This window comes from Cytobacillus sp. FSL R5-0569 (assembly GCF_038007265.1).
Taxonomy (GTDB): Bacteria; Bacillota; Bacilli; order Bacillales; family Cytobacillaceae; genus Cytobacillus; species Cytobacillus kochii.
The window spans coordinates 4575245-4597459 of record NZ_JBBOWW010000001.1; the positions used below are offsets into that span (position 1 = coordinate 4575245).

Here is a 22215-nt window from a genome sequence, read left to right on the forward strand (position 1 = left end):
TATTTTTAAAAATTATTTCTGAACAAGGATAGCCATTGTCTCGCTTCTATCAGTGTAAGGTTCTCCAGCCACATTACTATACTCATTAATCACTTTAAATCCAGCATCCCGGAGCTCTCTTATCAACCGCTCCTTAGTAAAGTATTGATACCAAATGTGATACACATCAGCCGATTCTTCAGTCAGTACCAAAGTTTGTTCAAGAGAAATTTCATCATCATATTTTTTGTTATGAGAGATTTCCAAATGAGGATGGGCAGACCAAAACCCCCCATGATTATTCATTGACCATTGTTTTCTCTCTACAAAAGAATGATACTTATTAACGGTAAATACATCTAAAAATAGGCGTCCAGATTCAGTTAAGCAGCGATAAATATTCTTTAACAGCTGCTTGCGATTATTTGGTGATAATGCACCATAATCACAATAGATAAGCGTCGCAAAATCAAACGTATTTACGTCATCCATGTTCAGATAATCCTCAAAGCGGTACTGTATTGGTAAATGCCTTTCACTAGCCTGGGATTTGGCGTAATCAATAGAGTTCTCGGAGAAATCAATCCCGGTAACCGCATAGCCTCTCATTGCCAGCTGTTCACAATAAAGACCTGGACCACAACCGAGATCAACTACTCTGTCTCCACTGTTCATAAGCTGTGAAATAAATCTTACCGAAGTATCTATAAATTTCGGTTCTCTACTCGCTCCTTCATGGTTTGGATTAAGATGTGCTTTTAAAAGCTGTTTTGCAATATACTCATCTTGCCAAAACATTTTTTCAGATGGTTGAAAAGCTTCTGGCTGTTCAATTTTGCTTAAAATCTCCTTATACATAAAAAGTCCTCCTGATCGAAAGTTATTGCATATTATAACAGAATTCAAGGAAGGTAACGATCATTCTCTTGCTGGATGAATACATGGTTAACGGCTATACTATAAGAGATTCTTACTGAAAATTAGAGGTGTACAACGTGAAGCACGTAAATATTTTGATTGCCGATGATGAGGCGGAAATTGCTGACCTTGTTGGGCTCCATTTGGAAAAAGAAGGCTTTCATATTTTCAAAGTAAATGATGGAGAAGAAGCATTAAAAATTGTACAATCACAGCCAATTGATTTGGCTGTCTTAGATATTATGATGCCCCGTTTAGACGGACATGAAGTCACTAGAATGATTCGCAAACAAAACTATCTTTTTCCGATTATCTTTTTGAGCGCTAAAACATCTGATTTTGACCGTATCACCGGGCTTGTCATTGGAGCTGATGATTATATGACCAAACCGTTTAATCCTATGGAATTAGTGGCACGCGTCAAATCACAATTACGACGGACAATGCTGTATAATCAATCAGCTTCAAAAGAGAATATTTTAGAGTTTCGAGGACTTACGATTGATCCTGATCAACATAAAGTAACAAAATATGATACGGTCCTCTCTCTCACCCCGAAGGAATTTGATATTCTCCTCTTACTCGCTAACCATCCGAATAAGGTTTTTAATGCAGAGCATATTTTTCAAACTGTGTGGGGAGATGCTTATTATGACAACCAAAATACAGTGATGGTTCATATTCGCACATTAAGAAAGAAACTTGGGGAAGACAAGAACGAGTTTATTAAAACCGTCTGGGGAGTAGGTTATGCCTTTCATGGTTAATTATAAAATTAATTTTCAAACGAAACTATTACTACTCGTCTTCGTTAGCATGATATTAGCTGGCGTAATCACATATTCACTTTTTGCATATATGCAATATTATTATCATCAGTTTGTGTTAATCGATGATCCTTTAGCTCGAATCAGATGGGCATTAGGAAATAAGGGTCTATTTATTATTTTTGCGATTCTATATATTCTATTTACACTCGTCATTTTCAAATTACTTACAAGACGAATTTCATCGTATTTCAGTCATATTTCACATGGTTTAAAGCAATTAGCTAACAGTGATTTTCAATATGAAACAAAAATTTCTACTAATGATGAATTCGGCCAGATAGCGATAGATTTAAATACAGCTAGTCTCAAGCTAAAAGAGGCGATTGAGCGTGGAGATTTTGCTGAGTCAAGCCGTGATCAGTTAATTGTCAATCTCGCCCATGACTTACGAACACCACTCACATCAGTCATCGGCTATTTAGATATTATCAAAAAAGACACTAGCTTAACCGAGGAACAAAAAAAGCATTATACAAACATTGTCTATAAAAAAGCTGGGCGGTTAGAAGAATTAATTGATCATCTTTTTGATATAACGAAATTAAATTATGGTAAGCTCTCTATTATCAAAAGTGAAATTAATTTAAGTGAGTTATTATTACAACTCTGTGAGGAAATGTATCCTGCCCTTAAGAAGAATCATTTAGAGGCAAGACTACATTTACAGCCCTCCTTAATGATTGAAGCAGACGGGAGACAATTAGCACGGGTATTTGAAAATCTCCTAAATAACGCAATACGCTATGGGGCAGATGGACAATTTATCGATATTCACACTTCATTAGACGATGAAGGAGCGATTGTGCAGATTATTAACTACGGTGATGATATCAGAGAAAAGGACCTACCTTATATTTTCGATTCCTTTTACACATCCGACCCTTCTCGCGCCCATCAAGAAGGTGGAACAGGGCTGGGGTTATTTATTGCCAAGAATATTGTTGAACAGCATGGCGGTCGTATCACTGTCAATAGTACAGTCATACAAACAAGCTTTGAGATTAGACTTCCCATTCATCCATCTACTTTGGATAATTAAAGGGATGATTTAAGAAAAACTTTATATTTACCCCTACTTTTTTTTAAGCTTTATTCTTTATCTTTAATTTTATGAATTGAAGGAGGAATAAACGTATGAAGAAGTGGGGATTTTTTTTAGCCATCATTTTATTTTTATTAATAGCCATCAATCAATATCTTACTTCGAATAAAGCCAATTTATTAAAGGATGATATTGAATACGCCAATGAGGAGAACGAAAACAATGATTTCAAGCCCATACCTTCTAATCGAAATTTATCTGTAGAAGAAGATATGATAAACGATGGTCAGCTATTACTTGTTAATGAAGAACATCCATTGAAGAAAAATACAATACTAGACGATGTAGTCAACGTATTTGACTATGATGAATTAGAGAAAGAGTTTGGTCTTATCGATGATGATATACAATTGTCGATAGATTTATTAAATCGATTTAATGATATGATCCATGCAGCTAACAAAGAAGGAGATTTTCAATTTTTACTAACAAGTGGCTATAGAAGCTGGGACGCACAACAAACGCTGTATCAGGAAAAAGGGGCGGATTACGCTCTACCTGCTGGTTATAGTGAACATAATTTTGGACTTGCCCTTGATGTCGGTTCTCAAGCAACAACTATGTATAGAGCAAAGGAAGCCCAATGGTTAGAAGAGAAAGCATGGATGTATGGCTTTATTTTACGATACCCTGAAAACAAAAGTGATATTACTGGCATTTCATATGAACCATGGCATATTCGCTATGTTGGTTTACCACATAGTGCAGTAATGCATAAGAAAAATCTTGTATTAGAGGAATATTTAAAACTGCTAGAAACAGAAAAGACAATTGGCTTTACATTAGGTGATGTAACTTATCATATTCGATATTACCCGGTCCATGATAGCAAAACTATTACCTTACCGGATGACGATTACTATCAAATTTCTGGTGATAATAAAGAAGGTGTGATAGTCACTACTTACTCTCTTTAAAAAAATAACAGAGCTTTGACCATACTAATACATGAGAAACAAGAAAATTACCCGAGTGGTGTGCACAATTCAGCATGCACACCACTCGAGTATAATTAAGCAGGACTTCATAACCGTTGTTATAATACATCTTTCTCCATACCCAATCTTTGAACCACATCTGCTCGATCGACTTCATCAATCCAGTTACCATACTTTTCATATAACTGCCTCAGTATCTGAACATTGCGGGCAATTACTTCACAACCACGATCATCGTATATGAAAAAGATGACATCTCTCGTTAAATTAATAAAGAAAACATCTGGATAATTGACATGATAACCACCAAAACGTGGTTTTAAAGGAAAGTCTTCATGAGCAGCTGCTTTTATAAGTGATTCTATTTGTATGTCTCGGCACTGACATAATAAAGAGAATTGTTGTAATTGGTATGCGTCTGCATCCTCCGCTTCAAAAGGGTAAGGCATGGTTTCCACCTGAAGTTGATACAACTTTTTACGTTGCTTCAAATGAGATTGGTAAACCTTTAATTTTCTCGTTCTCTTTTCTTTTTCAACCATTTTATACATATTAGTCACTAGCATCACTTCATCCTCGCTAGCAAATAACTCATTAAAAAGAGTTGTTGCCTGTTCATAAACAAGCTCAAATCTATCCATATTTAACTGACCTTGTTCGTTAAATTGGTAGATTTCTTCAGCGAACGTGAAAGGAATACCGATATTCCATTGCTGATAAATACTTGGCATTAGTTTTAATCCTGGAAAATGAGACTGCAAATAGTTTGGTAACTCAATAGAAGCCCTTTCTTACATGATTGCATATTGTTCATTTAACACATCTGTAATAAACATATGACCAGGTGCATGCGTAATCATAATCTCTGGTTTTGCCCGCATCGCCACTGCTTGTGGGGTTACGCCACATGCCCAAAATACAGGAACTTCTCCATCTTTAATGGTAACCGCATCTCCGAACTCAGGCTTGTTAATATCTTTAATCCCTATTTTTTCAGGATTTCCTAAATGTACCGGGGCACCGTGGACTGAAGGAAAGCGACTCGTTACTTGAATAGCCCTTATCGCATCCGCTTCTTTCATTGGTCTCATACTTACCACCATCGGGCCTTCAAACATACCAGATTTTACACATTCAATATTAGTTTCATACATAGGCACATTGCAGTTTTCTTCAATATGTCTGATTGGAATATGATTATTTAAAAGCGCTTCTTCAAAAGTAAAGCTACATCCAATTAGGAAGCCAACCATATCTGTACGCCAATAACCGGTTGCATCCTGCACCTCATCCACAAGTTCTCCATGCTTATATATACGGTACTTAGGAATATCTGTCATAATATTGCCGTTTGGTGCGGCTAACTTTGGTATAACTGATCCGACCTCTGTTACATCTATAATCGGACAAGGCTTTTGGTTTCTTTGACAAAATAATAAAAAGTCAAAGGCAAGTTCTTTTGGTAATACAGCTAAATTCGCTTGGATAAAGCCATTAGCAATGCCAGCAGTAGGCTGCTTCCAATGACCGTCCCTAATCTGCTTACGTGCTTCTTCAGGACTTACTGTTGTTAAATTCAAACTTATTCACACCTTTCAAGCTATTATTCAAACAATTGTGGAATCCCATTAATTAAAGAGTAACCGCCCATTAATGCCATAACAATGACAATTAGTAGTCCAAACAAGGTTAACCATAAAGGATGTTTATAATCGCCAACAATCTTCGCCTTATGTGCAGCAATTAACATCACACCTAGAGCGATAGGCAAAATTAGTCCATTTAATGAACCAACTAATACGAGAATTTTCACTGGTTGTCCAATAATAACAAATACAAGGGTAGATATTGCGATAAAACCTACTGTAAACCATTTCGCATTTTTATCAATGAAATGGGTGAATGTCCGAATAAATGAAACGGATGTATAGGCCGCACCAACGACAGATGTAACCGCTGCTGCCCACATAATCACACCAAATATTTTATAGCCAACATTACCGGCAGCATGCTGAAACACGGATGCTGCTGGATTATCAGGGTTTAAAGTTAACCCTTGAGAAACAATCCCTAAAGCAGCTAAGAAAAGGAAAATTCTCATTAATGAAGCAATTCCAATGGCACTCACTGCACTTCTTGTTACTTGTGGTAAAGCTTCTTTCCCTTTAATACCAGCATCTAATAAACGATGCCCACCGGCAAAGGTAATGTAACCACCGACTGTTCCTCCTACTAGTGTAACAATAGCTAAAATATCAATCGTTTCAGGTACAAATGTACGTGTCACAGCTTCACCAACTGGAGGAGAGGCAGTAAACATGACATAAACCATCAATCCAATCATGACAAACCCTAGCACTTGTGTGAAACGGTCCATTAGCTTTCCTGCTTCTCTGACAACAAAAATACCAATAGCAACTAATCCACTTAATAAAGCGCCTAATTCTGGAGAAACACCAAATAATACATTCGTTCCAAGTCCAGCTCCAGCAATATTACCGATATTAAAAGCCAGTCCCCCCATCACTATGAGTAAGGCCAAGAAATAACCTAATCCAGGTAAAACCTGATTAGCGATATCTTGGGCTTTCTTTTCTGAGACGGCTAAAATTCGCCAAATATTTAATTGTGCTCCGATATCTATGATAATTGATACTAAAATAACAAACCCAAAGCTTGCTGCTAGTTTTTCTGTAAAAACAGTTGTTTGTGTTAAAAAGCCCGGCCCTATTGCTGAAGTAGCCATTAGGAAGGCTGCACCTAAAATAATACTTCTAGTTGATTGTGTTTTCATTAAGCTTCTCCTATTCGTCTCACTTGTATATTTTCTTTTTGTAGAGTCGCATGAATGAGTTTAGCAAATGCCAATGCATGTTTGCCGTCACCATGAATACAAACAGTATCTGCTAAGATGTCAACATCCTTTCCACTTACAGACGCTACTTTCCCTTCCTTTACCATACGAACGACCTGTGCGACCGCTACCTCTTGCTCGGTAATTAATGCATTTGATTCTCTCCTTGAAGTCAAGGAACCGTCATCTTGATACGTACGGTCAGAGAATACTTCACTTGCCGTTTTTAAACCTATCTTCGCACCCGCTTTTACTAGCTCGCTACCAGCTAAGCCAAACAAAATTAATTCTGGATCGACTTTGTACACCGCTTCTGCAATAGCTTCAGACAACTGAGCGTCTTTTGCTGCCATATTGAAAAGGGCTCCGTGTGGTTTAACATGTTGCAACTTTCCTCCCTCAGAATGAACAAAAGCGGACAATGCGCCAATTTGGTAGACAACAATATCATACGCTTCTTGAGGGGAGATATTCATTTCTCTTCTACCAAAGCCAACTAAGTCTTGTGTTCCTGGATGAGCACCAATCCCCACTTTTTTCTCTAATGCCAGTTTCACCGTCTTACGCATCGTTGTTGCATCACCTGCATGAAAGCCACAAGCAATATTTGCACTGGTCACATAATTTAATATTTCTTCATCATTACCAATTGAATAGTTTCCAAAACTCTCACCTAAATCACAGTTTAAATCAATCTTTATCATCGTTATCCCCCTATTGATATTTTATTTGGATACTCCTTTTATACTCATAGAGCCTTTGCTCCTTTTGAATAAAGAGCTTTTGAGCTTCTGTAAAAGATATTTTTTCAAAATATACCTCTTCTCCAGGCTTTGTTTGAGCCAATACATGTAAATCGATGGATGCCACCTGCCCAATCTTCGGGTATCCCCCAGTCGTTTGCCTATCAGCCATTAAGATGATTGGTTGCCCATCGGGAGGTACTTGAATGGTCCCCATAGCAACAGCCTCTGAGATCATTTCTTTCTCTTCTGATAATGCGAGTGCACTACCATTCAGGCGATATCCCATTCGATCCGATTGTGAAGCTACCTTATAAGGGTTATTGAATAATGCTATTTTGCTTTCTTTATTAAAAAGAGAAAATTGCTTCCCTTCAATGACTCTAATTCTTTGATTAGAGGGTCTTCTCATCTGAATCGGTATATGCCATTTTGCTTCAACAAATGGCTTGTCAGATTGTTTTAATGAAGCGATCATTTTTTTCGATAAGCTACTCTTCTCTTTTAAAGTTAATCGATCGCCTTTTTGAAGCGCGCGCCCATTATGTCCACCAATATGTGCACGTAAATAAGTAGCATAACTATCCATGACCAACTCGACATCAAAACCACCAGCAATGGCTAAATAAGTACGACAGCCCTCTTTATACGAGGCGAATGTTAGCTCACTTCCGGCATTTACCCAAATAGGTTTCCACAGACTTACTTGCTGTCCATTAATTTGCGGACCGATATCTCCACCACAAAGACTAATCAAACAATCTTCGTGAAAAACAATTCGTGGGCCGATTAATGTCATTTCTAATGTAGGTTGTTCTTCGGAGTTCCCGACAAGCATATTCGCAATCTTATGAGCATCTTGATCCATGACACCACTGGCGATTACACCATATTTCTGGTATCCTGTTCGGCCAAGATCTTGTAGGGTCGATAATAAACCTGGTTTCTTAATCTCTATCATGACTGTTCAGCCTCCAATTGCTTATACTCATCAAAGCTAATTGGCTTAAATTGAATGCGATCGCCAGCCCTTAACAAAGTTGGCATTTCTTCCTGTGGTGTAAATAATTCGATTGGCGTCCTTCCAATCAATTGCCAACCTCCAGGTGTTTCAATAGGATATACACCTGTTTGCATCCCTGCAATCCCAACAGTCCGAGCTGGAATTTGTAGCCTTGGTGATTTCCTCCTAGGTGCAGCAATCTTATCAGACATCCCTCCAATGAATGGAAACCCCGGGGCAAAACCAATCATATGGACCAAATAATCACCAGCTGAGTGAATTTCGATTACTTCATCTGGTGTTAGGTGATTTAACCGGGCAACCTCATGTAAATCGGGACCAAATTCTCCACCATAACAGACAGGAATGTCAATTTTCCTGGAAGATAGGCGATTTTGTGTATCCACAGATTTTAATAATTCATTCAGTTCTGCGCATACAAATTCATAAGGTAGTTGTTCTTTATCGCATAATTGACTAACCTTCCAAATGTCATAAAATACCGCAATATTCGTGTAAGCTGGAATGCATTCCTTCATCCACGGTAAGCGTTGATCCTCGAGAAAATTCGAGAACATTTGAATTTTTTGTTGGGTTTCAGATGAAATCTGATCCCCTAATTCTATAAGAAGAGCTTGGTCTCCCAACGGACAAAAATGCCATTTCAATTTACACCCCTCCTTATCTAAGCTGTTCAGTTTATTTGTAAAAAATTCAATTATACTAATAATCTATCTATACAGATTATTTTATTTAAATAATACAATAAAGTATTAAAAATAAAAAGCAACCCTAACGATATTTACTATCTTTCAATAATAAAGATTGTTAGAGTTGCTTTATTGATGAATGCTTATTAGTTTTTTGTATTTAATTGATAATGATTCATCAAGTTCGTGATTTGATTACAAAAATGAGTAGCATTTTTCTCGCAATCCTCTTTTACCCAGTTTAGTATAATTTTGGTGAACCCGCCAATTTGAAATTGAATTAAGTATTCTGCAATATCAACGTCAGTGAAAACTTCCGCTAGCCCCTCTTCGATCATTTCAATGAATTCTTCCATAACTAAGTATTCCAAATCATGTGCAAATAGCTTTCTCAATACTGGTTTTTGTAGTTCTGTGATCATAAACATCATATGGATCATTTGCGCTATAGTTAGATTATCTTGTTTCTTCCTCATATTGAATAAATCTCTATACAATTGACGTAAATAGATGCGTATAATATCTTCTTTTGTGCCAAAGTTTCTATAAAAAGTTATTCGTGCAATCCCTGCTTGTTTCGTAATTGCTGATATTTTTATTTCACGAAATTGAAATTGATTCATCAAATCCATTAAAGCACTACACACAATCTCACGTGTTTTGGTTACTTGCTTATTCGTTGCTTCATTCAATTGTCTACTCCTTTTTAAGGATATTATTTACTTTCTCTCTATAAACACAATTGCTCTAATCTAGTTCTAAATTCTCAATTAATTAAAACGAAACACATTCTTTTTACCTATAACATATTTATTTTAACACAAAACGCTCTATAAAAACCTGCTCAAAAATATATAGATAGAATCGTCGAATTAACAGTATACTAATTTTGAATCCATAAAAACTAGGTGATAGTAAATGACCTTTGATCAACTAAAACATTTTTCAACTGTGGCAAAAACACAATCATTCACTGTGGCAGCTCATGAACTTTTCCTTTCTATATCGGCATTAAGTCAATCTATCAGTAGTTTAGAGACCGAGCTAGGGTTGATGTTGTTTAAACGCTCCCGTTCTGGTGCCCATTTAACTGCTGAAGGCGCTCTATTAATTGAAAAGGCCGAAGAAATCATGAAGATGACGAAAGAGTTTCAAACATTCGCGCAAGCGCAAACAGAAAAACTCCAAGGACATCTTCGTATTTCGACAATACCAGGTCCTTCAAACGCTTTACTTGCCGCTGTATTTTCATTTAAGAAAGAACATCCAAATGTCTCCATAGAGCTTCAAGAGTTAGGACCAAAGGAGATAACAGAAAAACTAATCAACGAAGAAATGGACGTGGGTATGCTTGTTGTTGGACCATCTTCTGAAGTAAATGAAGATAAATTCCACTTTGAACCACTGCTAGAAGGCTATATGGTTGCTGGGGTACAAGCCCATTCCACACTTGCTGAAAAGCCTTTTATTTCAAAAAAGGATTTATCAAGATATCCCATTATTTTATATCAAGATGCTTACCTTAATCAGACGATCAAACAGCTTCTTGATAACAATAGCCAAAGAAATCTAGTTGTAAAAACCAATCATACAAATGCAATTACCCAATGGGTATCTAGTGGTAATGCAATAACGATTGGACTTGATTATTCATTTCAGCATATTGATGGGATTACCGGGGTGAAAATACAAGAATTAAAAGAAGAAAGAGTTCACTACGGCTGGGTTCATTTAAAGAAAAAACATATAAACCGACTGACAGATATTTTCCTTGAAACATTAAATCAGGAAATTAATAAGCTTATTGCGCAATCAAACGAGATGTGACATTTATGAAAAGGAACGTCCTCTGCATAAGAAAATGAAAATTGACTAAGAACATCCGTTTAAAGGTGTAAAAATCCGAACGCACACGAACCCTAAAAAAGGCATTCGAGTGACTGTTCGGATTTTGTTCTTATACTAAAATAACCCACAAAATCATTGCTACGATGATAGAAACAAGTCCTTGTAATAATGTCGCCATCGTTTGAGCTTTGTAAGCATCTGTTACCTTCATACCAGTAAATTGTGTAACAACCCAGAAGTAACTATCGTTCACATGACTAACGGTCATTGCACCCGCTCCAATAGCCATTACAACTAATGCTAGCGGTACTGCTCCTTCAATACCGACAACCGGAAGCATTGGGGCAATTAATGAAGATGTTAGTACTAATGCTGTAGTTGATGAACCTTGTGCTGACTTTAATGCTGCGGCAATCAAGAAAGGGATAATCAAGAAAAGCGCACCCGTAAACATATCGGAAATGTCCCAACCTTGAATAATATCCGCAACACCAGAGTTTTTGATTACTGTTCCAAAAACCCCGCCTGCTCCGGTAATTAAAAGTACTGGCGCGGCATCTAATAATCCTTTACCAACCCAATTAGTTAATGTTTCCTCATTAAATTGAGGTAATAATGGTAGAGCAGCGAGAATACCTATGAACAATGCTATAACTGGTGTACCTAAGAAACCAATAAATTGTGCAAACCAACCTTCGTATCCCAGAACGGCAACAATTGAACCTAAACCGATTAATAGAATGGGTAAAATAATTGGGAAGAACGCTTGAAAAGTCGAAGGCATCTTACCAAATGAAGCGACAACCTTATCATAATCGAATTCTTCTGTGTTACGATCCTCTGGAACTTCAATTTTTGTTGCTACTTTAACTGACCAAAGATAACCAATGGCAGCAGCAGGAATGGCCACAATAAAACCAATTAAAATCACTGTTCCTAAATAGGCTTCTGCACCAATATTTCCCGCAGCGGCAATTGGGCCTGGTGTTGGTGGTACAAGTGTATGAGTGGCATATAATCCTGTAGCTAGTGCTACAGACATTGAAGCCATCGTTACTTTAGCTCTCTTAGCTAATGCCTGGCGTAAACTATTAAGAATAATAAAACCAGAATCACAGAACACTGGAATAGAAACGATAAAACCAATAATACTCATGGCAAGCTGTGGTCTCTTTGGACCCACGATACGTAACACAACCTCTGCCATTCGATAAGCCGCACCTGCTTTTTCTAAGATCACTCCAATAATTGTTCCAAACACAATGACAAGACCGATACTTGTCATAACACCGCCAAATCCACTATTAATGCTCTCAACTATTAAATCAAATGGCATTCCTGATGCAAATCCAACGAATAGAGCACCTATTAGTAAAGACATAAATGGATGAATCTTAAACTTTGTTGTCGCTAATACGATAATTAAAACCCCAATAGCAATGATGAAGAATAACATTCTTTTCCCTCCTAAAAATGGATTTATCTTTGAAACGCAATAAATGTTCTCATTACTCGTTCAGCAGCATCCGCTAGCAATTCTGCTGAACGCTCCATCGCCTCGTCTAACTCCATAGGACTTGTCACTAAACTGTGGACACTAGTAATGCCATATTCATATAACTCTTCAATACCTTTACCAATAGAACCCGCTAGAACAAAGACAGGAATATGATTTATTCTCGCTGCCTCTGCCACACCCATAGGTGTCTTACCAGAGGCTGTTTGAAAATCACACTGGCCTTCACCAGTAAATACACAATCGGCATTCACCATTTTTTCCTTTAGTCCAGTGTACTCAATAACAAGATCAATCCCTCTTTTCATATCTGCATTGAAAAAGGCTTGGAAAGCACCACCAATTCCTCCTGCTGCACCTGCACCCGGCCGATCATGTAAGCGAACTTTAGTCGCATGCTCAATCACATCTGCCCAGTTACCCATATAGTGATCTAACATCTCAACCACTTCAGGACTTGCCCCTTTTTGAGGACCAAAAACATGGGAAGCACCATTAGGACCAATAAACGGATTCTGTACATCAGAAGCGATTAGAAATTGACAATCCTTAATCCGCGAATCAAGAGAGTCTAATTGAACAGACGTAACTTCACCTAGCGCTTCACCACCAAGACCAATTTCATCTCCGGCATCACTCATTATTTTTAGCCCTAGAGCTTGTAACATACCAGCTCCGCCATCATTGGTAGCGCTTCCACCAACTGCTAAAATAAAATGGCGATAACCATCATTTAACGCTTTCTTAATTAATTCTCCTGTGCCAAAAGTTGTAGCAATCAGTGGATTGCGTTCACTTTTATCTATAAGCTCTAGACCAGAGGCACTCGCCATCTCAATAACACATGTCTTTTCATCGCCGAGTACACCATACTCCGCCGCGACCTTTTTGTGTAATGGACCCATCACACTAACTTTTACCTTTTTCCCCCCCGTTGCGGAAACAAGACTATCCATTGTTCCTTCTCCACCATCCGCTACAGGAACAGAAATAACTTCGCACGAAGGAAGCGCTTTCTTAACACCTTTAGCAATTGCTTCTGCAGCAGAAACACTCGATAAGCTACCCTTATATGAATCAGGTGCAATAACTACTTTCATAAACTCGCCACCTAACATCTATTGTGTTATCCTTATTATAATTATGTGTCATACTATTTGTCATCGTTATGATTGAACAAAAAAACAGATTATTTTGGTTAAATTTTTATCTATTATAAACAGATTGTGATATTATTTTACTGATATATAACAAACGAAATGAAGAGAATAAGGATGGGCCATATATGTTAACTCGTGAAATTGCCGCAGAAATTGTTAAGCAAACCATGGTTAGACTGGATAGAAATATAAACATTATGGATGATAGAGGCAAAATAATTGCATCTGGTAACCCCGATCGAATCAATATGATTCATGAGGGAGCAACAGAAGTTTTACGTACTGGTAGAGCTGTCACCATTAGTGATAAGGATATACAGTGGAAAAACTCATATCCCGGTGTTAACCTACCTATTCATTTTCAAAAAAAAATCATCGGTGTGATTGGCATTACTGGTGACCCAGATGAAATTTTTGAATTTGGTGAGTTAGTAAAAATGATTACAGAGATGATGATTCAACAATCCTTTAGTTTAGATCAGTTAGAGTGGCAACAAAAAGCGAAGGATCATTTATTCGATGATTTATTGCAGGACTCAATTGAAGATTCATCGATTGAACAACGATTTAAACTATTTGAGATTCATCTTTTGCCCCCCTTTCAAGTGTCAGTCATTAAAACAGATATGCCCAAATTGAAAAAAAATGACTTCATCCAATGGGTGGAAAGATTTTTTCCCAAAAAGAATACATTGATTGGTTTCCTAGGAATCAATCAACAATTTATACTTCATACCGGGTTAACAGAGGAGCAAATCATTCATCGGTATCAAAGTTTCATTTCATTTATAGAAGAAAATCAACTTACTGCAAGAATTGGGTTGGGTTCCAATGTGAAGACTGTCAATAACATTCAACATTCCTATCAGCAATCCATTTCGGCTTTAACATTAAGTGCAGAGTCTTCTATTTTTGCTACTTTTAAAGATATTGAAGCACAAGCATTACTGAATGAACTGAGTGAAGCATCTAAAACTTACTATTATACAAGAGTACTGAATGGACTTTCTGAGAAGCTAATTGAGACACTTGAAAGCTTGTTTGCAAATAATTTAAACCTTGGAGAATGTGCGAAAAGTTTATTTATCCATAGAAACTCACTCATTTATCGGCTAAAGAAAATCAAAGAAATAACCGGATATAACCCACAGCATACTCTCGATGCGATTACATTGCAACTTGCGATTTGGCTTAGACAAATGCATAAAGAGTAACTGGTTAAATACCTTCCTCACTTGTTGGTTCTCTGACTCTTGTAAAAATACCATTTGTGATTTCAAGTAAAAAAAGCTCGCCATCTGGTGAGCTTTTCTAATCTATCTACTAATTAATGAAATAAAATACTTTGAAAAACCCAAATCTGGTGGACCATACTAATTAGACAATCGCGCAAACGACTGTAAAGTTTCATCTATATCATCTTTTGTCCGTGAAACAATATCTTTTAGCTCATCAGTTATCTCATACACATTCACGACTTGCTCTGTAATATTCTCAATATTTATATTTACTTCTTTCATCGCATTATCAGCTGAGACAGATAGCTTTTTAACTTCTTTGGCAACAACTGCAAACCCTCTTCCTTTTTCACCAGCATGAGCTGCCTCAATAGCAGCATTAATTGCCAATAAATTCGTCTGAGATGCAATATTTCGAATAAGTTTAGATGTTTCTTCAATTAGCTTCATTTGTTGTTTCAACGTTTCTAAAGCTAATACCTTTTCATTAGAGTTAGATAATACCAGTTCAACCAGATGTGTGGGCGCCATTTTTAATTTTGAGATCATCTCATTTGTATGCTGCTCCCTTTCAGTAATGTCCGTGGCAATTTTTAAAACTCCCTTTACCTCTCCTTTCGTTCCTATAACAGGAATATATGTCGCTTCTAACCACAATAATTGGCCAAACTTACCCACTCTTTTGATTTTCTCTTGAAACTTTCTTCCCCTTCTCAAATTACGCCATAGCTCAAGATAGGTTGAACCATTCACCTCTTCAATAGTACAGAAATTCTGATGATCCATTCCTACCATTTCTCCTGACTGATACCCCAGTACTCTGGCAAAATTATCGTTAACCCATATCACTTCTCTATCCAAATTAAACTCAATCATGGCTAAATTTCTCTCAAGTGATGCTAACACTTCATTATTATCTAACACTTGATGATTTTCCTGAAAACCAATTGTTGTATTCATACATGCTCCCTTTCATACGCTAGTAGTTCTTTTTACCCACATCAAACATAAACGAAACCTACAACAGAATATAGTTTTATTTCATCTACTTAAACAAAAAGGTCTTTCCTTTGTTTTTTGCCAAAAAGGAAGAGATAATAAATAGATGGAAATTTGCCAAAGGTGGGGTTAGCACTGAATAAAATGAATATGGAACTCATATTAAAGACACTTGATTATACACGCGTTGGTATTTTAATTACCGATCCGAGTAAGCATGATAACCCTATTATCTATTCTTCTAAAGGTTTTACTGATATGACAGGTTACACCAAAGAGGAGGTAATCGGTAATAATTGTCGTTTTCTACAAGGCGAGCAAACAAGGAATGAAACCATTGCTCGTATTAGAGAAGCAGTAACAAGAAAAGAATCCATACAATGTGAAGTTCTAAATTATAAGAAGAACGGCGATATTTTCTGGAATCACTTAACAATTGATTCGGTTTATATGGAAGAGGAGGAAGCCCATTTTTTTATCGGTGTTCAACATGATATAACTGAACAGAAAGAGGCCGAGCAAAAGTATTTACAGTCCTTACAGAGAATCGAAGAACTTGAAACACCTATTATTCCACTCACAGATAAGGTATCTGTTCTCCCTTTAGTTGGAGAGATGAATGAAAGTCGTTACCATAAGATGACAACGCAATTATTGCAATCATTAGAGAATACATTTGCTGAAACCCTATTAATCGATGTAAATGGATTAACTACTTATAATGAAGAAATTATGCAAAGATTTATTGAACTAGCAAATGTATTATCATTAATGGGTACGTCTATGATATTATGTGGAATCAAACCGGCAATGGCACAGAAATCAATTACATTTGCCGATCGACCTACAAGTAAGCTTAGAACCGCTAGTACAATTAGAGCTGCTCTTGATATTGCTTCTAAATAAAGGAAAAATGCAACTCTAATTGATAGCAGTTGCATTTTTTTCAAATGATTATTTTGGTGTCAGGCTAAACTTTCAATGAATAAACCAACAACTTATCCTGCCATCGATTGTTTCTTCTCTTCTTGTTTCTCTTTTTTTCTAATCTCAGTGAATTTCCGGGATTCAGCCACAATGACTGGAGATAGAAGCAAGAGAGCAATTAAGTTTGGTAAGGCCATTAGTGCATTAAAGATATCAGCAATTCCCCAAACCATTTCTAACTCTAAAGCCGAGCCAATGAGTACTGTTATGACAAACAGCACCTTGTATATCACTGCATTTTGATCACCAAATAAATAACCAAAACATTTCTCGCCATAATAAGACCAACCAATAATAGTCGAATAAGCAAAGAACATAATACCAATAACTACAAGCATATTACCTACACCAGGTAAGAAGAATTCAAATGCTTCTCCCGTTAAACTAGAAGCATTTTCATGCCCGACATAAAGACCACTTAATACAATCGTTAAACCAGTAATCGAACAAACAATAATTGTATCAATAAATGTTCCTGTCATTGAAACTAACGCTTGTCTACCAGGATAATCTGTTTTAGCCGCTGCGGCTGCGATGGGTGCTGAACCAAGCCCCGCTTCATTAGAGAATACCCCACGAGCGATACCATAACGAATGGCCATCCCGACTGCACCACCAGTTGCTGCGGATGGGTTAAAGGCCTCAGAGATAATAAAACCTAATGCTTGAGGTACTTCAGTAATATTCATAAAGATAATAATAAGTCCACCAGCTAAATAAAATAATGCCATGAAAGGAACGAATATACCCGTAACTCGACCAATTCCTTTAATTCCACCTAACAGTACTAATCCTGTTAATACCATTAGAACAACACCCGTAATCCATGGGTTCACCCCGAAATTGGCTTCAAATGAGCCAGCAACAGTATTTGCTTGTGTCATATTACCAATTCCAAATGATGCCAAAAATCCAAAGAGAGCAAATAATACAGCTAACCATTTCCAGCCGAGACCTTTTTCAATATAATACATCGGTCCCCCGGAGATTTCACCTTTACTATTCGTCACGCGGTATTTAACTGCTAAAATGGCTTCACCGTATTTTGTCGCCATTCCAAAAAATGCAGCTAACCACATCCAGAATAAAGCACCGACCCCACCAAGCATCACTGCTGTCGCTACACCGGTAATATTTCCTATCCCAAGTGTGGCTGCCATTGCTGTCATCAAAGATTGAAAGTGGGATATATCCCCTTTATCTTTATTGTTTTTATCACTTTTACTAAAAGTAAGCTTTAAGGCATACGGAAGTTCCCTTATTTGGATAAACCCTAACCTAAAAGTAAGGAAGATCCCCGTTCCCACTATCAATACTAGGGTTACTGGCCCCCATACAAAATTACCTACTACGCTTATTAAGTTCTGTAGCCATTCCATCATTTTCCCTCCTCTTTCATTTTCTGTTATACAACAATAAACAATTAGATTGAATTATTATATTATAATAGATTCTTTACAAAAAATAAATACGAATTAAAGCATTACCACGTTATTTTGTTGAACATTTTCTAAATTTTTATCATAGTAAGAAAATTAACTTAACTTATAAAGTCTAAAAATTCTAAACTATTAGCCTATAATTCTCTTCTTATATAAGAATCACCTCTTTTTTCTTCAAAATAATGATGAATTCTGTCGAACAAATAACCAATACTTTTGTTTTAAGAATATATTACTGTAAAATTAAATCTTTTGAAGCGGGAACAATGCCTTAAGGGAGAGGAGATTTACCCCATAGGAGTCCTTTAAAGAACCTAGATGGGTTGTATTTATTCAAACACATCTTAAAAAATTTAAGTGGTAGACCATCCTATCATATCTAACGATAGTGTTTTAAATTTGAACATTACATGGGAGGAATCACTTGATTGAAGCAAATAAAAAAAGTAGGGGTCGCCTACTTTTTTGGTTTAAGCTTGCACTTCCCGATATTCTGCTTTCTTCTTAAATAGGGCAGCGACAAAGGGACAAGCTGGGACAATTTTTTTATTTTGACTTTTCACCTCTTGCACAACCGAATCCACTAGTTGTTCAGCAAGTCCAGTCCCTCTTGCTTCTTCCTCTACATATGTATGATCAATAACAATGGTGTGATCGTTTCTTTCCGAAAAAGTAACTTCTCCTTGTTCCTTCCCACTATCATCGATACCATAATGTCGATTGCTTGCTTTTTTAATTTCCACGCCTCACACCTCCTTCTTTTGAATGATGGTCTTCATGATGCTTTTCTCAAAAACACGAACCGTACACGTTATAAGAGCAGCGTACCTTTTTAATTATAGTATGTGCTAATGTTTACTGGGATATGTACTATTTTCGCTTTGGTTTATCCATCTGAATGACGGGCAACTCCTACTTGCTCGGCCTTCATCTTTGCTTTTTATGGAGGAATCCTATACGGTCCCACCTTGTTTACCCTGGTAGAACTATGGCTCTATTTTTTTGGAAACGATAAGTTACCATGATGATAATAGTAGGGTTCACTTTCAATTGCCATTACGGTATGTTGACGAAGTGCTTTTGACGTGAGTATTCTAGGCTCATTTAACTCTTGTACCTGCGATGCAAAAATGGTTTGAGGCAGAGGACAATCAAAAGCATTTAACCATTGACTATCTTTTTTAGCTTGTATAAGGTGCCAACATCCTTTGGGGATATTAACTACTTGGTTGGGGGAAATAGTGAACAACTTGATTTGATGTACATCTGGTAACACAAATGATACTTCTATTCTCCCTTGTACACAATATAAGAGTGAAGAAGCATTCAGGTGACATTGAATGGGTGTCACTTCACCCTTCTCTAAGGAGACAATCAATAAGGTAATATTCTCATCATTACAAAACACCCTTCCCACTCCTTCAACATCAAATTGCTTCATTATATGTAACCTAAATGGAATAGTGACGAATGATTTATCTTAAATAGTGAATAATAATTAAATCTTTATTTGAGCTAAGAATACCTTTCTAAGAGGATTCGTCCGCCACCCTTCCCCCCATTTCCTCCATACTAAAAAAACAATTCTTATTAACGCCTTGAATAATCGAAAATTCGAGATATAATACTTGTATACAAGTATACTAAAATGAGAAGGTGTTATGATGAACGAACCAATAGAATTTCTCTACCCTTCCAAATGGCTTACGAAAGCTTCGACAGGTGAGCGCGTTGTAAGTGAATTAAGGATGCAAATTCTCTCAGGACGTATTGAAAGCGGTACCATTCTTTCTGAAAATAAATTAGCTGCTGACTTTTCAGTAAGTCGATCACCAATAAGAGAAGCATTAAAAATTCTTTCTGCTGAAAATATTATTCGCCAAGAACGAATGGGTGCAGTCGTCATTGGCTTATCCGAGAAAGAAATAGAAGAAATATACGATGTGCGTATTCTTATTGAAACGTTTATCTATCAACGACTTGTACGTTCAGATATTACAGACCTTGTAAAAGAACTCAATAAGATTTTAGAAATGATGAAAGTCTCTATTAAATATAATGATGCGGATGAATTCTCACTTCAGGATTTACAATTTCATGAGACAATTATTCGAGCCGCTAATCACTCATATATATTAATGATCTGGAATAATTTAAAACCAGTTATGGAAGGATTGATTCTATTATCCATGCGTAAGCGTTTTAAAGAAAACCAGCACGATTTCGAACGTATATTCACAAACCACGCTCTCTATATCGAAGCGATTGAGAAAAAAGATAAAACATTAATGATTCAATCTCTCCATCAAAATTTTGATGATGTGCAAGGAAGAGTTGAAGATATGTGGAAATCCCAAGAAATTCTTGCAGAAGGGGGCGGAACAAAATGACAACCTATATGTTAGGTGTAGATATTGGAACAACCAGCACAAAGGCTGTTCTTTTTACAAAAGACGGGAAAGTCATTCAAAAAGAAAACATCGGCTACCCATTGCATACACCAGATATGTCTACAGCTGAGCAGGACCCTGAAGAAATCTACCAAGCGGTCAAGCAGGCGATAACGAACATTATGAAAAAAAATAGAGAAATGATGCCAGCATTTATTTCCTTTAGTAGTGCCATGCATAGCCTAATTGCTATCGATGAGAATGATCAACCATTGACTCCATGTATTACATGGGCCGATAACCGCAGTGAATCATGGGCACATAAAATTAAAGATGAATGGGGTGGTCATGAGATTTATAAACGTACAGGGACCCCTATTCATCCAATGTCCCCATTGAGTAAAATAACATGGATCACAAATGAACGCCCAGAAATAGCCCAAAGAGCGAAAAAATACATTGGCATAAAAGAGTATATTTTCAAGAAGTTCTTTAACCAATATGTTGTTGATTATTCTATCGCATCAGCAATGGGAATGATGAATCTTACTGAATTAACATGGGACAAAGAAGCATTAAAGATAGCGGGCATTCGCGAGGACCAGCTATCCACCCTTGTTCCCACAACACAGATATTCACGCACTGTGACAGTGAGCTTGCCTTACAAATGGGACTTGATCCTCATACCCCTTTTGTTATCGGTGCAAGTGATGGTGTCCTCTCTAATCTTGGTGTCAATGCAATTGGCAAAGGGGAAATCGCTGTCACCATCGGAACTAGTGGAGCCATTCGTACGATTATTGACCGTCCGCAAACAGATGAAAAAGGCCGGATTTTCTGTTATGCACTAACGGAAGATCATTGGGTCATTGGTGGCCCTGTTAATAATGGTGGGATTGTCCTCCGTTGGATTCGTGACGAATTTGCCTCATCCGAGGTAGAGACTGCCAAACGTTTAGGACTCGATCCATATGAAGTGTTAACAAAAATTGCTGAACGTGTGAGACCGGGTGCAAATGGACTTATTTTCCATCCTTTCCTTGCGGGTGAAAGAGCACCTGTATGGAATCCAGATGTTCGAGGCTCATTCTTTGGTTTAACCCTTTCACATAAAAAAGAACATATGATTCGCGCCGCATTAGAGGGTGTCATTTTCAACTTATACACTGTTTTCCTCGCACTTATGGAGTGTATGGACGAACCTGTTACGCGTATTCAAGCGACAGGCGGATTTGCCCGCTCTGCTGTTTGGCGCCAAATGATGGCGGATATTTTTGATTCTGAAGTGGTCGTACCTGAAAGCTATGAAAGTTCCTGCTTAGGGGCATGTATCCTTGGGTTATACGCTACAGGAGAGATTGAAAATTTTGCAGTAGCTTCTGACATGATCGGTAGCACACATAAACATACACCAGATGAAGATGCAGCAAATGCGTATCGTCAACTAATGCCTAGCTTTATCAACCTGACAAGAGTATTAACAGAGGAATATACAAAAATCGCTAACTACCAAAGAGGCTTGATTGGAAAAGATAGCGAATAAAAAGGAGAGAAAAC

Annotated in this window: 22 protein-coding genes; 8 read left to right on the forward strand and 14 right to left on the reverse strand. The window is 37.2% G+C overall.

The window, feature by feature from the left end; genetic code table 11:
* Positions 1-12: 12 nt before the first annotated feature.
* Positions 13-837, reverse strand: coding sequence for a class I SAM-dependent methyltransferase (locus MKX78_RS23170; RefSeq protein ID WP_307316358.1), 825 nt, complete (start codon positions 835-837; stop codon positions 13-15).
* A 137-nt stretch (positions 838-974) separates the two neighbouring features.
* On the opposite strand from MKX78_RS23170, the gene MKX78_RS23175 reads away from it, so the two are divergent.
* The 3 genes from MKX78_RS23175 (at position 975) to MKX78_RS23185 (ending at position 3746) form a co-directional block, all read left to right on the forward strand.
* Complete coding sequence (locus MKX78_RS23175) at positions 975-1664, forward strand: response regulator transcription factor (RefSeq protein ID WP_307316356.1); 690 nt, start codon at positions 975-977, stop codon at positions 1662-1664.
* Entirely contained in the window at positions 1657-2766 is a 1110-nt protein-coding gene (locus MKX78_RS23180; protein WP_307316353.1) for a HAMP domain-containing sensor histidine kinase, read from the forward strand. Before MKX78_RS23175 ends, MKX78_RS23180 begins: the two co-directional genes overlap by 8 nt.
* Before the next feature lie 95 nt (positions 2767-2861).
* Positions 2862-3746: a M15 family metallopeptidase gene (locus tag MKX78_RS23185; protein ID WP_341052577.1), complete on the forward strand. Its 885-nt coding sequence runs from the start codon at positions 2862-2864 to the stop codon at positions 3744-3746.
* Positions 3747-3865: 119 nt separating this feature from the next.
* On the opposite strand, the gene MKX78_RS23190 is transcribed toward MKX78_RS23185, so the two are convergent.
* The 7 genes from MKX78_RS23190 to MKX78_RS23220 form a co-directional block, all read right to left on the reverse strand.
* A complete protein-coding gene (locus MKX78_RS23190; RefSeq protein WP_095371427.1) occupies positions 3866-4546 on the reverse strand; it encodes a DUF3885 domain-containing protein in 681 nt (226 codons plus the stop codon).
* A 12-nt stretch (positions 4547-4558) separates the two neighbouring features.
* Positions 4559-5347, reverse strand: a complete 789-nt coding sequence (locus tag MKX78_RS23195) for a putative hydro-lyase (RefSeq protein WP_095371426.1) — start codon at positions 5345-5347, stop codon at positions 4559-4561.
* Between the two features lie 23 nt (positions 5348-5370).
* Complete coding sequence (locus tag MKX78_RS23200; RefSeq protein WP_095371425.1) at positions 5371-6561, reverse strand: NRAMP family divalent metal transporter; 1191 nt, start codon at positions 6559-6561, stop codon at positions 5371-5373.
* Entirely contained in the window at positions 6561-7325 is a 765-nt protein-coding gene (locus tag MKX78_RS23205) for a LamB/YcsF family protein (protein WP_095371424.1), read from the reverse strand. Before MKX78_RS23205 ends, MKX78_RS23200 begins: the two co-directional genes overlap by 1 nt.
* A 10-nt stretch (positions 7326-7335) precedes the next feature.
* On the reverse strand, positions 7336-8325 hold the full coding sequence (locus tag MKX78_RS23210; protein WP_307316344.1) for a 5-oxoprolinase subunit C family protein: 990 nt from the start codon (positions 8323-8325) through the stop codon (positions 7336-7338).
* Positions 8322-9035 carry a 5-oxoprolinase subunit PxpB gene (gene pxpB, locus MKX78_RS23215; RefSeq protein WP_095371422.1) on the reverse strand — a complete coding sequence of 238 codons (714 nt, stop codon included), beginning with the start codon at positions 9033-9035 and terminating at the stop codon, positions 8322-8324. The genes MKX78_RS23210 and pxpB overlap by 4 nt, the downstream gene beginning before the upstream one ends.
* 188 nt (positions 9036-9223) lie before the next feature.
* The gene (locus MKX78_RS23220) at positions 9224-9769 is read right to left on the reverse strand and encodes a TetR/AcrR family transcriptional regulator (RefSeq protein ID WP_095371421.1); all 546 of its coding nucleotides are present in this window, start codon (positions 9767-9769) and stop codon (positions 9224-9226) included.
* Between the two features lie 226 nt (positions 9770-9995).
* On the opposite strand from MKX78_RS23220, the gene MKX78_RS23225 reads away from it, so the two are divergent.
* The gene (locus MKX78_RS23225; protein WP_095371420.1) at positions 9996-10904 is read left to right on the forward strand and encodes a LysR family transcriptional regulator; all 909 of its coding nucleotides are present in this window, start codon (positions 9996-9998) and stop codon (positions 10902-10904) included.
* A 130-nt stretch (positions 10905-11034) separates the two neighbouring features.
* Here MKX78_RS23225 and MKX78_RS23230 read toward each other — a convergent pair whose 3' ends face one another.
* Together MKX78_RS23230 and MKX78_RS23235 are read right to left on the reverse strand one after the other, a co-directional pair.
* Positions 11035-12381 carry a GntP family permease gene (locus MKX78_RS23230; protein ID WP_095371419.1) on the reverse strand — a complete coding sequence of 449 codons (1347 nt, stop codon included), beginning with the start codon at positions 12379-12381 and terminating at the stop codon, positions 11035-11037.
* A 23-nt stretch (positions 12382-12404) separates the two neighbouring features.
* On the reverse strand, positions 12405-13541 hold the full coding sequence (locus MKX78_RS23235) for a glycerate kinase (RefSeq protein ID WP_307316338.1): 1137 nt from the start codon (positions 13539-13541) through the stop codon (positions 12405-12407).
* Positions 13542-13726: 185 nt separating this feature from the next.
* On the opposite strand from MKX78_RS23235, the gene MKX78_RS23240 reads away from it, so the two are divergent.
* Positions 13727-14815: a CdaR family transcriptional regulator gene (locus tag MKX78_RS23240; protein WP_307316336.1), complete on the forward strand. Its 1089-nt coding sequence runs from the start codon at positions 13727-13729 to the stop codon at positions 14813-14815.
* Between the two features lie 159 nt (positions 14816-14974).
* Here the strand turns inward: MKX78_RS23240 and MKX78_RS23245 are convergent, their stop codons facing one another.
* Entirely contained in the window at positions 14975-15799 is an 825-nt protein-coding gene (locus MKX78_RS23245) for a methyl-accepting chemotaxis protein (protein WP_095371416.1), read from the reverse strand.
* A 183-nt stretch (positions 15800-15982) separates the two neighbouring features.
* Here MKX78_RS23245 and MKX78_RS23250 point away from each other — a divergent pair, with 183 nt between their 5' ends.
* On the forward strand, positions 15983-16744 hold the full coding sequence (locus MKX78_RS23250; protein ID WP_341052584.1) for an STAS domain-containing protein: 762 nt from the start codon (positions 15983-15985) through the stop codon (positions 16742-16744).
* Between the two features lie 92 nt (positions 16745-16836).
* Here the strand turns inward: MKX78_RS23250 and MKX78_RS23255 are convergent, their stop codons facing one another.
* From MKX78_RS23255 to MKX78_RS23265, 3 genes are all read right to left on the reverse strand, one after another.
* Positions 16837-18207, reverse strand: coding sequence for an alanine/glycine:cation symporter family protein (locus MKX78_RS23255; protein ID WP_095371414.1), 1371 nt, complete (start codon positions 18205-18207; stop codon positions 16837-16839).
* A gap of 530 nt (positions 18208-18737) precedes the next feature.
* Entirely contained in the window at positions 18738-19010 is a 273-nt protein-coding gene (locus MKX78_RS23260) for a GNAT family N-acetyltransferase (RefSeq protein WP_095371413.1), read from the reverse strand.
* Between the two features lie 251 nt (positions 19011-19261).
* Positions 19262-19708 carry a cupin domain-containing protein gene (locus MKX78_RS23265; RefSeq protein ID WP_095371412.1) on the reverse strand — a complete coding sequence of 149 codons (447 nt, stop codon included), beginning with the start codon at positions 19706-19708 and terminating at the stop codon, positions 19262-19264.
* Between the two features lie 223 nt (positions 19709-19931).
* Between MKX78_RS23265 and MKX78_RS23270 the strand changes: the two genes are divergently transcribed.
* Entirely contained in the window at positions 19932-20657 is a 726-nt protein-coding gene (locus MKX78_RS23270; RefSeq protein ID WP_307316326.1) for a GntR family transcriptional regulator, read from the forward strand.
* Entirely contained in the window at positions 20654-22201 is a 1548-nt protein-coding gene (gene gntK / locus MKX78_RS23275; protein ID WP_095371410.1) for a gluconokinase, read from the forward strand. The genes MKX78_RS23270 and gntK overlap by 4 nt, the downstream gene beginning before the upstream one ends.
* The last annotated feature ends 14 nt before the right edge of the window (positions 22202-22215 follow it).